The following is a 17,286-nucleotide window of genomic DNA, read 5'->3' on the forward strand; positions in this document are numbered from 1 at the left end:
CACACATTTAGCGCGCCAGGCACTTATAAACAAAGAAATTGATATGGCGCTGGTCGGCGGGGTCAGCTTATACCTGACGCCGGAATCTTACATGAGTATGTGTGAGGCCGGCATGCTTTCACCTGATGGACAATGTAAAGCATTTGACAATAGCGCGAATGGTTTTGTGCCCGGCGAGGGTGCGGGTGCGCTGGTTCTGAAAAGGCTGAAAGATGCGGAAGCGGACCGTGACCATATTTATGGCATTATCATTGGCTCGGGTATTAATCAGGACGGGAAAACAAACGGAATCACGGCACCGAGTGCGAAAAGCCAAATGGATCTGGAAAGAGACATATATGAAACATACGGTATACATCCTGAGAGTATCAGTTATGTCGAGATGCACGGCACAGGAACAAAACAAGGCGATCCAATTGAATTAGAAGCTCTGGCCACCGTATTTCAAGAAAAAACAGACAAAAAGCAGTTTTGCGCAATCGGTTCCGTCAAAAGCAATATTGGCCATACATCCGCGGCGGCAGGAGTAGCCGGGGTTCAAAAAGTGTTATTGTGCATGAATCATAAAACACTTGTGCCGACATTGAACTTCACGACACCGAATGAGCATTTTGAATTTGAGCATTCTCCTTTATACGTTAATACGGAGCTTAAGCCTTGGGAAACGGGTGATGGAAAACCGCGGAGAGCATGTGTGAGCTCCTTCGGATATAGCGGAACGAATGCCCATATTGTGATAGAGGAATATCAGCCTGACAAGAGGAACGATCGATTAACAAAGCAGCACCGCTCAGCATTATTTGTACTCTCAGCGAAAAAAGAGAAGCAATTGAAGGCCTATGCGGAAGCAATGAAAGATTTCGTAACTTCCAATGAAGATATCGATCTGGAGGATATGGCATACACACTTCAGACGGGCCGGGAAGCAATGGATTATCGCATGGCGTTTTTGGCGGATTCGAGAGAAATGCTGATCAAAGCTTTAGATGATTATTTGGCTGAAATGCCGAACGGCAGCATATTTGCTGCTCACGTGAAAACGAAGAAGAGCGAAATCAAGCTGTTTGAAACGGATCATGATGCCAAAGCATTGCTGCAAACATGGATAGAGAAAAAAAGGCTGGAGAAAGTAGCGGAACTATGGGTGAAAGGGCTGCAGATAGATTGGAATGAGCTTTATGGAGAATACACGCCTCGCCGAATCAGCCTGCCTGCTTATCCGTTCGCGGAAGAGTATTACTGGCTGCCAACTCAAGAAGGTGAACCCGAAACCATTGCTACAGCTCTGCCTCAATCCGAACTGATGCCAAAGCGCTGCTTTCTGCGTAAACAGTGGCAGCCTTGTCCGATTGAACCGGCAGAAATGACGAATCAAATCGTCGCGATTTTGGCAAATGAGGAGACAATGGCATTAGCGGAAGAGCTTTCGACGTATTTCTCGAATTACCGTATATTTGACAGCCAAGAGCTGGATCGGGTATCTGCTGCTGACAATGAACACGTTGCTGGAGCAATCGATCTGATCGGGTGCGGAATGAGCCATGAGCATTCTATGGGCTGGATAAACTGGCTCCAAAAGCTGATTGAGCAAGGACGTACAAGCAAGCATCATTTGACGATCTTGGGTGTAACAAAGGGGCTGGAGGCCTATGCAAATGACGCTGTTCATTTGTCTGGTGCTTCACGGGCCGGTTTATACCGTATACTTCAAAGTGAGTACAGCCATCTTACTTCAAGACATGCAGATATGGAATGGGAAGCCTCTCATGAGGAGCTGGCCAGACTGATTGCAGCGGAGTTTTATGCCAAGAGCACAGAATCAGAAGTCTGTTATCGAAACGGACAGCGATATCGCGCATATTTGGCAGAGCAGCCAGCAGAAGCCGCTCTTAGTCATAAGCAAGTATCGTTTTCAACAGACAAAGTCCTGCTTATTACAGGCGGGACAAGAGGTCTCGGCTTGCTGTGTGCACGGCATTTTGTGAAAACATACGGCGTTAAGCGGCTGGTCCTTATCGGCCGTGAAGAGCTTCCGCCGGCTGACCAGTGGAATTCGGTAAAAATGGCCTCGCTTGCCGAGAAAATAAAAGCCGTTCAAGAGCTAGAAGACATGGGCGCGCAAGTTCAGGTGCTGTCTTTGGATCTCACAGACAGGGTTGCTGTCGAACAGAGCCTGAAGACAATACACGAAACAATGGGGGCGATTGGCGGAGTCATCCATTGTGCCGGGATGGTGAACAAACAAAACCCGGCTTTTATCAGAAAATCACTAGAAGAGATCGAACAGGTGCTTGAACCGAAAGTCGAAGGTTTGCAAACGTTGTTTGACCTGCTTCAGGATGAACCATTGGCGTTTTTTACCTTGTTTTCATCAGTATCAGCGGTCATCCCTGCACTAGCAGCAGGACAAGCTGATTATGCGATGGCAAATGCTTTTATGGATTATTTTGCGGAGGCTCATCAAGATAAATGTCCCATTGTAAGCATTCAGTGGCCTAACTGGAAGGAGACCGGTTTAGGCGAGGTTCGAAGCAAAGCTTTAGAACAAACTGGATTGATCAGTTTGACAAATGACGAGGGATTACAGCTGCTTGACCAGATTCTATCAGACAGACAGTATGCTGTCGTGCTGCCGGCAGTACCAGATACAAACGTTTGGAAGCCGGACAAGCTGATGCAGCCGTCACTGCCTGTCGAAGCTCTTTCGCATCCTGAGACAAAAGATCAAGCCGGCACTCGCAACCTGTTCCATGAAACAGTCGACTGGCTCGTAACTCTTTTTTCAGATGAATTGAAGATAGCGGCAGAAGACTTTGAAACGGATGAACCTTTCCAAGAATACGGAATCGACTCGATTATATTGGCCCAGCTGGTACAGCAGATCAACCAACAATTAAATGGAGAGATTGATCCGTCAACTTTGTTTGAATACCCGACAATAGAATCCTTTGCACACTGGCTCATTTCCAAATATGACATATCAGCTGTTTTACAGCCATCTGTTCCTGAGAAACAGACACCTGTCAAACCGCAATCAGCAATGAAACAGAAGCTGGTGCCAGAACAGCGGTCGCAACAGATAAGCCATGAAAAACCGGCACTTCTTGCTGAGGACATCGCTATCATCGGTCTTAGTTGCAGGTTCCCAGGAGCGGAAACCCTAGAGGGATACTGGGATTTAATACGTGATGGACGGTCTGCGATTGAGCCTGTTCCGCCTGAACGATTCGGGAACTTCAGCTCAAATTACGCGGGCCTCATTGATGAAATGAACCGATTTGATCATGATTTCTTCATGATGTCCGAAAACGATGTCAGAGCGATGGACCCTCAAGCTTTGGCTGTATTGGAGGAAAGCTTGAAGCTGTGGTATCACGCCGGTTATACAGAGAAAGAAGTGAAAGGCATGAGGGCTGGTGTTTATATAGGAGGCCGCAGCCAGCACAAGCCTGATCCGGTCAGTCTTTCAAAAGCAAGAAATCCGATAGTCGCTGGCGGACAAAACTATTTAGCAGCTAACATCTCACAATTTTTTGACTTGAAGGGACCGAGTATTGTCCTGGATACAGCTTGTTCCTCTGCGCTGGTGGGGCTGAATATGGCCATTCAGGCTCTGCGAAGCGGAGATATTGAGGCAGCGGTTGTAGGCGGCGTCAGTTTGCTTGATGCTGATGTGCATCGAATGTTTCATGAGCGCGGACTTTTATGTGACAAACCGTCATTCCATATTTTTGATAAGCGGGCAGACGGTGTCATTTTAGGAGAAGGCGTGGGCATGGTTCTCGTCAAAACCGTCAGCCAAGCGCTTGAGAACGGAGATTCCATATATGCAGTCATTAAGGCTGCAGCAATTAATAATGATGGAAGAACGGCTGGCCCATCATCTCCGAATCTCGAGGCACAAAAGGACGTCATGCTGTCAGCGCTTGAAAAAAGCGGCAAAAAGACTGAAGAGATCAGCTATCTCGAAGCGAACGGATCGGGGTCGGCAGTAACAGATTTACTTGAATTAAAGGCAATCCAGTCCATTTACCGTTCTGAATCAAAGGCTCCGTTAGGGCTGGGATCGGTGAAACCTAACATCGGCCATCCATTATGTGCAGAGGGGATTGCGAGCCTGATTAAAGTAGCTTTAATGCTGAAAAATAGACAATTGGTTCCATTCCTGTCAGGTAATGAAAATATGCCGTATTTTGATATAGAAAAGACAGATTTGTATTTCAGCAGATCGCAAGCCGAGTGGAAGGAGACAACGCCGGCTGCGGCAATTAATTGTTTTGCAGATGGCGGAACGAACGCCCATCTCATTATAGAAGGTTGGAAAGACTCGGCTGAGCGTCCAATTAGAAGAAAACCTCTGCCTTTACCGGAATTAAATAGGCAGCCCGTTTTAATCAAACCATCAGCTCAAAACGTGCAGAAAAAAGTGCATTCAGACACAGGGGCTTCTAAAGATATGTTTTGGAAAACTTTCAAATAAGAGAGGAGTGGGAAAATGATAACTGAACAACTGCACATTTCATTAAATAATCCAATCATGTCCAACCATAAGGTATATGGACAAGCGTTATTACCCGGCCTTGCTTATATAGATTTGATCTACCAAGTATTCCAGGAACATGGTTATGCATACCAAGAGCTTGAATTAAAAAACCTGACCATTTTTTACCCTTTGATCGCAGATGAGTCATATGACATTGCCCTGACCATTCACGTGTCTGAAAGAAAGGAAGGGACATGGTCCATCATCATCGACGGACAAAAACAGCATGGAGAATCACTATCTGACAAGAGACAATATGTGACTGCTGACATGCATCGTAAAGAGCAAATTTCTTTTGCCGAATCAATAGACCTTAATCAGTGGAAAAGTACAGCTGATAGGATTCTGAATTTAGATGAAATCTATGAACAATGCCGATCTCAAGAGTTAGTGCATACCGGCATGATGAAGGCAAAAGGGCGGATTTATGAAGCCAAAGAGGGTGTTTTAATTGATTTAGCAGTCGGACAGGAAGCGCTTCGCCATTCTGAAGCTTTTCTGTTTCATCCGACGCTTATTGACGGGAGCGGCATAGGTTCAAGCTGCCTGATCTCAGATCAAACGATGTACCTGCCATTGTATTATGAATCGTTTTCTGCTTCAGAACGATTGCAAAAAGGATGTACAGCACGGATCCTCTCCTCATCTGTGCACCAAAAGAAAGAACTCATTTATATGACGATTGAATATTTTAATTCAGCAGGACAAAAAGTGGCCGAGCTGAAACAGTTTGCAGGCAAGTCTGTACGGAATGGATCAGCCTTTCATTCCGCAAAAGAAATTCAAGAAGAAAGAGCTGCTGTCTCTCAGAACATCAGTCGGGACTATCCCGCATTTGAAATGTATTTGCGTCAGCTGCTTGCTAAGCAGCTTGAAAGGCCGGCAGACCAAATGGATATCCACGCTGGGTACTATGAGCTTGGTCTGGATTCTCCGTCATTGCTTACCGTGGTTCAGGAAATTGGAGATAAGGTTGGAGCGGATCTTGCTCCGACACTGCTGTTTGAATTTACAACAATTGCAGAACTAGCTGCTCATCTTGCTGATCACTATTCAATTGGAGAGGCGGACGATGCTGTCCGCCAATCTCCTTCACCAATTGATGGTGTTACCTCTTCACCAGAGATCGGGGAGGACATAGCCATTATCGGAATGGCGGGACGCTATCCTAAGGCGAAAAATATACAGGAATTTTGGGAACAGCTTAAAGCGGGTACCGACTGCATCACAGAGATTCCAAACTCACGCTGGGAATGGAAAGAAAACAATGGACTGGATTCACCTTCGGGCAAGCCATTGTCAAAATGGGGCGGGTTTATCGAGGATGCTGATTGTTTTGATCCTCAATTTTTCAGAATCTCTCCGCGTGAAGCGGAAATGATGGACCCTCAGGAACGGTTATTTTTAGAGACGTGCTGGGAAGCTATTGAAGATGCGGGTTATACACCAGAGACAATTGCTTCACCGCAGGGAGAAAATAAAAGACAGCATGTCGGTGTGTTTGCCGGCGTTATGCATAAGGACTATTCCCTTATAGGAGCTGAAGCTCTATCAGAACACAATCCATTTCCTTTATCGCTGAATTATGCGCAAATCGCCAACAGGGTCTCTTACTATTGTAATTTCCACGGCCCAAGCTTGGCGGTGGACACGGTCTGCTCTTCCTCATTAACTGCGGTTCATCTGGCAATAGAGAGCATCCGGAATGGAGAATGCGAGGCCGCGCTTGCCGGAGGCGTCAATTTGTCATTGCATCCGGCTAAATATATCAGCTATGGCAGTGTAGGAATGCACTCAAGTGACGGCTATTGCCATACTTTCGGCAAAGGCGGAGATGGCTACGTATCTGGAGAAGGTGTCGGGACAGTATTGCTAAAACCGCTGCGAAAAGCTGAACAGGACGGTGACCGAATCTATGCTGTCATCAAAGGCAGTGCGATCAATCATGTAGGAAAAGTAAGCGGAATTACAGTACCGAGCCCGGTAGCTCAAGCTGATGTTATCGAAGCGTGTCTAGAAAAAACAGGAATTGATCCGCGCACCATCAGCTATGTTGAAGCCCATGGCACTGGCACCTCATTGGGAGATCCGATTGAAATACAGGGGTTAGTAAAAGCTTTCAGCCGCAATACACAGGACAAGCAATTCTGTTCAATCGGTTCTGTGAAATCAAATATTGGCCATGCTGAAGCTGCAGCCGGCATTAGCGGCTTAACGAAGACTGTCCTGCAGCTGCATCATAAAACCTTGGTGCCGTCATTACATTCAGCAGAGCTGAATCCTTATTTGAAGCTTGATCAAACCCCATTTTTTGTCCAGCATGAAACAAAGGAATGGGAGCAGCCATCTTTTACAGAAAACGGGGTGGACGTCACATATCCCCGCCGCGCCGGTTTAAGTTCGTTTGGCGCTTCAGGATCAAATGCGCATCTTATTTTGGAAGAATATATTCCGGCAGAGAGCCATTCAGAGACGATTTTAACGAAAAATGAAGAAATAGTGATACCTTTGTCTGCGAGAAACAAAGATCGTCTGCAGGCTTACGCTCTTAAACTTCTTGATTTTCTTAGCGAGGACGTCAATCTTTTAGCGTTAGCTTATACCATGCAGGCAGGGCGGGTTGAAATGGAGGAGCGTGCGGCCTTCATTGTAAAAGACATAAAAGATTTAACGGCTAAACTTCGAGCGTTTGCCAATGGCGAAGAAGAGATCGAGGGCTGCTGGACCGGACAAGCCAAGGAGAATCAGGAGGCGGCTGGGCCGACATCGGTAAATGCGCTGAATAACCATTTGATAACAGACAGTGAAATGATGGAAATGGCGAAAGCATGGGTTCAAGGAAAGCGGGTCACCTGGGAAGACCTATACGGCGATCGCAAGCCGCTTAAAATCAGTGTTCCGACCTATCCGTTTGCAAGGGAGCGCTACTGGATCCCGGTTCCTGAAATGAAAACCAGCACTGTGAATCATATCTTACATCCGCTGGTGCACCGCAATACATCAGACTTTACTGAGCAGCGCTTTAGCTCTGTATTTACAGGCACGGAATTTTTCCTTTCAGATCATGTTGTACAGGGACAGAAGATTTTGCCGGGCGTTGCCTATTTAGAAATGGCAAGGGAAGCAGCGGAAAAAGCTGCAGGCGATCTGGACGGCGAACAAAGAGTGGTGTCGCTTAAAGACATTGTGTGGGTGCGTCCTATCACGATAGAAAGTGAACCAAAAGAAATACATATTGGCCTTTTTCCTGAGGATAACGGGGACATCTCCTTTGACATTTATAGCAGCTCTGAACATAAAGAAGAAGCCCTGACGATACACTGCCAAGGCCGCGCTGTCATTTCAGATGAAGCGGACACTTCCATTTTAAACCTTTCATCAATACAGACAGAATGCAGTTTGGACACAGTGACGTCAGAACAATGCTATGCAGCGTTTCGAAAGATTGGGCTTGACTATGGAGAGGGCTATCAAGGGATTGAAAAAGTCTATGTCGGCAAAGATCAATTGCTTGCAAAAATCTCGTTACCCGCTTTTCTAAAAAACGACAGGCAGCATTTTGCGCTCCACCCGAGTTTGATGGATTCCGCGTTCCATGCCACGGTCGGTTTTATCGTTAGCTCAGTCAATGCCACTGGACAAGCTCAGACGCTGTCTCTTCCATTTGCGTTGCAGGAGGTTGATATTTTCAGCCCATGTCCAGAGAATATATGGTCTTATATTCGATATAGTTCAGACAGTAAAGCGGAGGACAAAGTCAGAAAGTATGATATTGATTTATGTGATGAGAACGGACACGTTTGTGTGCGAATGAAGGGTGCCTCGATGCGGGCACTTGATGGAGAGCGGCATTCAAGGTCTCAACTAGTAACTGATTCTCAGCTGACCGGGCATACGATGATGATCCCCGTCTGGGAACCAGTCTCTCTAGAAGCGGAGGATAATGCTTCGTTTGCTGGTACACGAGCTGTTTTATGCGGTGCTGCTGAAGCTGATCGGGCATTCATAAAGCATCATTATCCGCAAGTTTCCTTTATCGATATCCGGCCTGCAGATGACATTGAGGGAATAGCGGACAAACTGCGAGCGTACGGAAGCATTGACCATGTATTGTGGATTGCCCCGTCACACCGGGGAAGTATAGGTAGTGATGGACAAGAAGAAGCTGTTCTTCACTTATTTAAGTTTTTGAAAGCATGCCTGCAATTAGGCTATGGCGAGAAACAACTTGAATGGTCTCTTGTGACCGTCCAAGCGCAGCCGGTTACGCAACATGAAGCAGTACAACCCGCTCATGCAAGCATTCATGGGCTTGCCGGCACAATGGCAAAGGAATATCCACACTGGAAAATCCGTCTTCTCGATCTTGAAAAAGGCTGCACATGGCCGGTAAATCACATGTTTGCGCTCCCAGCTGACCGCCTTGGCCATGCTTGGGCCTATCGTAATCAGCAATGGCATCAGCAGCAATTGATCCCATATCGGCACTCACTGTCAGGCGACACGCTGTATCGGAAAGGCGGAGTCTATGTGGTCATCGGAGGAGCCGGGTATATCGGAGAGGCGTGGAGTGAGTACATGATCCGCCGCTACCAAGCGCAAATCGTTTGGATTGGGCGAAGTCAACTTAATGCTGCCATCCAGTCAAAAATAGACCGACTTTCGGCGCTTGGCCCTGAGCCTTTCTACATTGCAGCCGATGCAGCCGATAAGCATTCATTGCAGCAGGCTTATGATCAAGTGAAAATGCGCCATCCTCATATTCACGGGATTGTTCACTCTGCGATGGTTTTATTTGAGCAAAGCCTGGAAAAAATGAAGCCGGAAGAATTCACCGCTGGACTGGCGGCGAAGATCGATGTCAGTATTCGGATGGCCCAAGTGTTCCGCCAGGAGAATGTAGATTTTGTTTTATTCTTCTCTTCGCTTGTAGCCCATATCAAAAATGTGAAGCAAAGCCATTATGCCTCTGGCTGTACATTTGCAGATGCTTTTGCTCACCGGCTTTCTCAGAGCTGGGCATGCCCTGTAAAAGTCATGAACTGGGGATATTGGGGGAATAGTGAAGCGGCTGAGGATGAACATTATGTACAGCTCATGAATCAAATCGGCTTAGGTTTAATTGAGCCTGCGGAGGCTATGAAGGCGCTGGAAGCCCTGCTTTCTGGGCCAGTCAGCCAAACAGCTTTCATTCATACGACAAAGCCTGTAGCAGTCGAAGGCGTGAATCAGAATGAATTCATCACTCTTTATCCAGAGCAACCTTCAGCAGATGCAGAGAGCCTGATGGAGCGTCTGCCGACTACGGGACGATTTCAAAGAGTGACACATGAAGAGCTTGATGATCTTCTTTACAGGCTGTTGTTAGGACAGCTTCAAACAGCCGGGCTGTTTGATGGTTATACATTATCGGTTGAACGTCTTCAACAATATAAGACTCGTGAATTTTATGGAAAATGGATTCGGCAAAGCAGCGAATTTCTCTTGCGGCATGGCTATCTTAAGAAAGTTGGAGATTCATTGGTGAGGAAGGACCAAGCAGAGGATATCGAGCTGCTTTGGCAAGAATGGAATGCGAAAAAAGAAAAGTGGCTTAAAGACAGCGAGACAAAGGCGATGGTTGTATTAGCAGAGGCCATGCTGAAAGCATTACCGGATATTTTGACAGGGAAAGTCCCTGCAACAGATATCATGTTCCCGCATTCCTCGATGGAACTGGTGGAAGGCATTTATAAGCATAACCAAGTGGCAGATTATTTTAATAAAGTGCTTGCCGATACATTATTAGCTTATCTGGATGAATGTCTGAAGCACAACCCTGAGGCATCGATTCGCATTATGGAAATAGGCGCAGGCACAGGCGGCACGAGTGCCGGAATCTTTGAAAAACTGAAACCATATCAAAAGCACATCAATGAATATTGCTATACAGATCTGTCTAAAGCATTTTTGCTGCATGCAGAAAAGGAATATGGGGCGGAAAATCCGTACCTGACATATCAGCTTTTTGATGTAGAAAAACCGATTGACCAGCAGGAATTTGAAGCGGGAGGCTATGATGTCGTCATTGCCGCTAATGTCCTTCACGCAACAAAAAATATCCGTCAAACACTGCGGCATACAAAAGCAGTAATGAAAAACAACGGAATGCTGCTGCTGAATGAAATGGCGGGAAACAGCCTGTTCCCTCACATTACCTTTGGTCTTTTGGAAGGCTGGTGGCTGTATGAAGATCCTGCAGTGCGGATTCCCGGCTGTCCAGGCTTACATCCTGACAGCTGGAAAGCGGCACTTGAAAGCGAAGGCTTTGAATCTGTCTTTTTCCCGGCTGAGGCGGCACATGATCTGAGTCACCAAATCGTCGCAGCCTCAAGCAACGGGCTGGTTCGCCGTATGATGAAAAATGTGGTCTTGCCGGAGAAGGATGTTTCACAAGCGTCTAATCAGGAGCCAGCCTACATTCATACCATAGATTCAGAGGAAGCTGGACAATCAAAACATGCTCTCCTAAGAGAAAAAAGCACAGAATATATGAAAAAACTAATCGGGGAAACGTTGAAAATTCCTGCAGGAAAGATTGAGTCATCTGAACCGCTTGAAAAGTACGGGATTGATTCTATCGTTGTTGTCCAGCTGACGAATACATTGCGCAAAGAATTTGACCATGTAAGCAGCACTTTATTTTTCGAGTACCAGACCATTGACGCATTGGTGGAGCATTTCATCAAAACAAAAACAGAAGCGCTGATGAAATTAACAGGTCTTGACCGTCAAGTTCTACAACAGACACCGGCCGAAAGCAGAACCCAATCCTCACAGAAACCTGATCAGGCCGCTAAAAGAACACGGCGCTATCGCAAGCTTGGCTTCAGCGGGGAGAAAGAAACACCGACAAACACTCTTGCAAGCCGTGACGTTGCTATTATCGGCATTTCTGGACGCTATCCTCAGGCGGAAACAGCAGAAGACTTTTGGAACAACCTAAAAGAAGGAAGAAATTGTATTGAGGAAATTCCGAAAGATCGCTGGGATTGGAAAGCTTATTACGATAAAGAAAAAGGAAAAGAAGGATCAATTTATACGAAATGGGGCGGATTTATCAAGGATATGGACAAGTTTGACCCATTATTCTTTCAGATTTCTCCGCTTGAGGCAGAAAGAATGGACCCTCAGGAGCGATTATTTCTGCAAACCGCTTATGCAAGTATTGAAGACGCGGGATACACGCCTGACTCGCTCTGTTCAAGCAGAAAAATCGGCGTCTTTGCCGGAGTCATGAACAAAAATTATCCGACCGGCTACGGCTATTGGTCTATCGCCAACAGAATATCCTATTTACTGAATTTCCAAGGCCCCAGTCTTGCAGTCGATACAGCCTGCTCATCCTCCCTGACAGCGATTCATTTAGCGCTGGAAAGCATCTATAGCGGATCGAGTGATTGTGCCATTGCCGGCGGTGTCAATTTAGTTGTCGACCCGGTTCACTATCAGAATTTATCTGTCATGAATATGCTCTCTGCTAGTGATACATGTAAATCATTCGGCGATGATGCAGATGGATTTGTCGACGGTGAAGGCGTAGGCGCCATTGTGTTAAAGCCGCTGCAGCAAGCAATAACGGACGGTGACCATATTTACGGTGTGATAAAGGCAAGTGCCATTAATAGCGGAGGAAAAACAAATGGATACACGGTTCCAAATCCTCATGCACAGGCACAGGTAATTAAAGAAGCAATGGAGCGCGCCGACATTCCTGCCCGAACCATCAGTTATTTAGAGGCGCATGGAACAGGCACTGCATTAGGAGATCCGATTGAGATAGCGGGGTTAACAAAAGCATTTGAGAAAGATACGCAGGAGAAACAGTTTTGTGCGATCGGCTCCAGCAAATCAAATATCGGTCATTGTGAAAGTGCAGCCGGAATTGCAGGGCTGACAAAAATACTTTTTCAGTTTAAATATAGCCAAATTGCACCATCATTGCATGCTCAGCGGTTGAATCCGAACATCGAGTTCAGCCATACGCCATTTGTCGTTCAGCAGCAACTTGGTGAATGGAAACGCCCGGTGATTGGCGGGCAAGAGGTGCCTAGGCGCGCTGGCTTGAGCAGTTTTGGCGCCGGAGGGTCCAATGCCCATATCATCCTGGAAGAATATATTCCAAGAACGGGGACGCAAACGCCGAAAGACCATCCTCCAGCGCTGATTGTGCTGTCGGCCAAAAACATGGAACGCTTGCAAGAAAAAGCGAAACAGCTGCTTACAGCCATCAAACAAAAAAGGTACCGCGAAACAGACCTGATCAGGATTGCCTATACCTTGCAAACAGGCCGTGAAGCAATGGAGGAACGGCTGGCCTTTATAGCGGAATCACTAGAGGATCTTGAGAGAAAGCTGAACGATTTTATCGAAAACAAAGCAGACAGCCTGTATCTGGATCGCATCGATGATAACAAAAAAGCGTTAGCAGTCTTATCAGCGGATGAGGATACGGAAAAAATCATAGAAGCATGGATGAGCAAAGGGAAATACACGAAACTGCTGGATCTTTGGGTGAAAGGCTTGTCTTTCGACTGGGGCATGCTGTACGGCACCCAAACGCCTGTCCGGATCAGTCTTCCGGCATATCCATTTGCAAAAGAACGTTACTGGGCACCAGGCGCGGCAAAGGCTCCGGCGTCTATAGAACAGGATCATGATCAGCAAACAGAAGAACCTTTCAAGGTTATGACTTTTCAAGAAGTGTGGAAAGAAGAGCCGGCTACTCTCACATCGAAACGTATCAAAACGCTCATCTGTTTTCTGACTGAAAGAGAAAAGCAAAACGCATTTGCTTCAGCCCTGAAAAACGTTGATCAAGACACTAAGGTCATTTTTATATCACAGGGCGAAGTGTACAGCAAACAGTCTGAATATAGCTACCAGATTGTGCGGCAAGAACCCGTTACTTTTGAAAAGGCCTTCCAGAGCATTAAAGAAGAACTTGGAGAGCCAGATGCAATCCTCTATATGTGGCCTATGGAAGACAAGCGCTGTATAAAGGACCATTCTTGTATTGTTTACCTATTACAAGGTATGTCCGCAGCAAAGCTTCATCCTTCACGGCTGCTGCTGGCAGGATGTTTTGAAGATGGTCTTGACAGAAGCTATCTGGAATCATGGATTGGCTTCGAACGTTCACTCGGGCTTGTCCTTCCGCACACAAAAGTGACTGGAATCTTTCAGCCGGCGGAACAAGGATCGATGGATGATTGGACACGTAATATATGGGCAGAATTACAGGCTTCAGCTGAACAAACGGTTTTGTATCAGAATGCGAAACGATATGTAAATCACATTGAACAGACAACGATACAACCGGACGACAGCAAATTGAAGTCTGGCGGTACTTACCTGATTACAGGCGGTGTAGGAGGGCTTGGTTATTTATTTGCCAAGCATTTGGCCAAAAACTATGCCGCAAACCTGATTTTGACAGGGCGGTCGCCTTTTAATGATGAGAAGCAAAAGCAAATAAAAGAATTAAATGATCTAGGCGGCGAAGCGATGTATGCAGAAGCCGATGTGTCTGATCCTATCGCAATGGGAGACTGCGTAAAAAGAGGGAAAGACCGATTCGGTGCCATCAACGGTGTCATTCATGCAGCCGGAATCGAAAGCGACTCTGCTATTTTTGACAAAAAGATCGAAAGCTTCCAGCGCATCATTGAACCGAAAATCAACGGCACGATAGCGCTTGATGAATGGCTTAAAAATGAAGTCCTTGATTTTATGTGTTATTTTTCTTCTTCTTCTGCGGTTTTAGGGGATTTTGGATGTTGTGATTATGCGATTGGCAACAGGTTTCAGATGGCTTACGCACAATACAGAAATGAGCTGCATAACGGTAAAACGTTTGTCATCAACTGGCCTGTATGGAAGGATGGCGGAATGAAGATCGGTGATGAAGAAACAACGGATATGTACCTAAAATCAAGCGGCCAACGCTTCCTAGAAGCCGAGGAAGGTATCCGTATGTTTGAGCACATCCTAGCTCAGCAGGATGCTCAGCATCTCGTCATAGCCGGTCAGCTCAGCCGTGTCAGCCGATTTTTAGGAATGACTGAACCAGCTATTCCAGAACCGGCCACTCAAGCCCCTCTAGCACAAGAAAACAAGGATGAGGTAAAAACGTTAAGCGTTGAAAAGCGTTTAGAACACGACTTGAAAGAGCATATTCACACATTGCTTAAGATTTCAAAGGACAAGCTGAATTTGAACAAAAATTGGGCCGACTTCGGATTTGATTCAATCTATTTGGCTAAATTTTCGAATGTGTTATCAAAGCATTTCAACATCGAAGTGACACCAGCTTTATTTTTCGGCTATTCGACTTTACAAGAATTGATCGGCTTTTTCTTAACCGATCATAAAGAGCTGATTGAAGCATTTTACCGGGATGATGCATCAGAAGCGCAAAAGTCCCCTGAAGCTTATGCAGCAATTCCTGTAGCTTTAGAACCAGAAACCAGTAAAAAAAGCATTCGGCAGGTTCACGATGAGCCTATTGCCATTATCGGCATGAGCGGCAGGTTCCCTCAAGCTGATTCGGTCCATGAGCTGTGGGATAATCTGAAAAACGGTAAATCGTGTATCTCTGACATCCCGGGCGAACGCCGGGACTGGGGGAGAGCTAACAGAGATCCAGAAAAAGCAGTGCCAAGGTGGGGTGCATTTTTGAAGGACATAGACCGGTTTGATCCGCTGTTTTTTCAAATATCGCCTAAAGAAGCTGAAAGCATGGACCCGCGCCAGCGCATTTTTCTAGAGGAAGCATGGCACACGTTTGAAGACGCCGGCTATATGGGAGATCGGATAAAAGGAAAATCCTGCGGTGTTTATGTAGGTGTGGAAGAAGGGGAATATGCGCATCTAACCGGAGATACGGATTACATTAACGGAACACAAAACGCCACATTGTCTGCGAGAATCGCATACGCATTGGATTTAAAAGGGCCTAATATGGCTTTGACAGCAGCATGTTCATCTGGACTGGTGGCGATTCACCAGGCATGTTCAGCTCTGCGTCAGGGGGATTGTGAAATGGCTTTAGCCGGCGGCGTCAGCTTGAATATTTCTCACATGTCTTTTGAGGCGCTGACAAGGGCCGAAATGCTGTCTCCGAACGGACAATGCAAAGTGTTTGACCAGGATGCCAATGGTCTTGTGCCAGGTGAAGCGGTGGCTGCTGTTCTCTTGAAACCATTATCAAAGGCAATTGAAGATAAAGATCATATTTATGGCTGCATCAAAGCCAGCGGCGTGAATTACGATGGCAAAACCAACGGCATTACTGCGCCAAATCCTTTTAGCCAGGCAGAATTGATCGAAAACATTTATGAAAAAAATGAAATCAATCCGCTCGATATTCAATATGTGATGGCGCACAGTACCGGCTCGAATCTTGGTGATCCGCTTGAGGTCCAAGCGTTAACGAGCGTGTTCAGCAAATATACGAAGCAGAAGCAATTCTGTATGATCAGCTCAATTAAACCTTTAATCGGACATACATTTGCAGCGTCAGGAACGGTTGCTTTAATCAGTATGCTGATGGCTATGAAAAACCAGATCATTCCGGCCACTCATCACTGTGAATCGGAAAACCAGTATATTCCGTTTAAAGAAAGCCCATTTGTGCTTTGCAAAGAAAACCGTTCGTGGATCAGGAAAAATCAGAAGCCGAGGATGGGAACGATCAGCACGACTGGAATCAGCGGCACCAATGCACATGCAGTCATTGAAGAATACATTCCGGATGATCAGCCGTCCACACAGCGGCATCAAGGGTCACCGCAGATCATTGTGCTTTCAGCCCAAAATGACGATCGGCTTCAGGATGCTGCCTGCCGCATGATTGCGTATCTGGAGCAGAATCATAACCTTTCTTTACCTCATGTGGCATATACGCTTCAGGTTGGGAGAAAAGCCATGGAAGCAAGGCTCGCGATCGTTGCAAACAATCAGAAGCAATTGGTGCGAAAATTGAAGGAATATGTGGAAGCAATGAAGAATGGTGGGGTATCAGGCCAACAGAGATCCCTTTATACAGGATATACAGAAGGGATTTTAGAAGAACAAGATGAAGCAGTTCTGCAAGCTCTCGCAAAAGAAAGAAATTTGGAAAACATCGCGGAATGCTGGGTGAAAGGATATCAGATTCCTTGGGAACTCCTTCATGATGGCGATCACGTTCGGATGGTTTCTTTACCTGGTTATCCATTTGCAAGGGAACGGTATTGGATTTCGTCAGGCACTCAGCAATCAGAGGCCGTTAAACAGCATTCACAAGATATGAAAACAGAGATTGACGAGCCGAATGGCAAAACCCATATTCAAAAGATCATTGTTCAATTTTTAGCACGAGAATTGGGCATATCTGAGGATCGAATCAATTTCAAAAGAAACTTTCTGGATTATGGGATGGATTCAATTCTTGGCCGAAAATTGATGCGGCATATCGAAAAAACCACGCAGCTGAAGATGGCCGGCCGGGAAATCCTTGAATGTCAGACAGTCCAAGCTCTATCTGACCATTTGGCCTTAAAAGCGGAAAAACAAAATCATAGCGCAGCAGCACATCACATAAAGGGCACGTATACAGACGAGCAAATCATCGGATTGATGCAAGAGGTGGCGCTAGGGAAATTGGATTTTAAGAGTGTGCAAAACATCATAGAAGGGAGTAAATCGTATGAATCATAAAG

2 protein-coding genes (1 of these 2 running past the window's edge) are annotated in these 17,286 nt (G+C 46.1%); both read left to right on the plus strand.

The features are described from left to right. On the plus strand, positions 1-4,480 hold the end of the coding sequence (gene pksL / locus NYE20_RS09560; RefSeq protein ID WP_161621587.1) for a polyketide synthase PksL. It extends 9,149 nt beyond the left edge of the window; only the last 4,480 of its 13,629 coding nucleotides appear in the window; its start codon lies beyond the left edge, outside the window; its stop codon occupies positions 4,478-4,480. A 15-nt stretch (positions 4,481-4,495) separates the two neighbouring features. After that, a complete protein-coding gene (pksM, locus tag NYE20_RS09565) occupies positions 4,496-17,284 on the plus strand; it encodes a polyketide synthase PksM (protein WP_161621588.1) in 12,789 nt (4,262 codons plus the stop codon). Positions 17,285-17,286 lie beyond the last annotated feature (2 nt).

The organism is Bacillus sp. FSL R5-0416 (assembly GCF_037975425.1).
Lineage (GTDB): Bacteria > Bacillota > Bacilli > Bacillales > Bacillaceae > Bacillus > Bacillus subtilis.

Coding starts and splice junctions, on each gene's coding strand:
- pksM (WP_161621588.1), top strand. CDS start 4,496: ATGATAACTGAACAACTGCACATTTCATTAAATAATCCAATCATGTCC.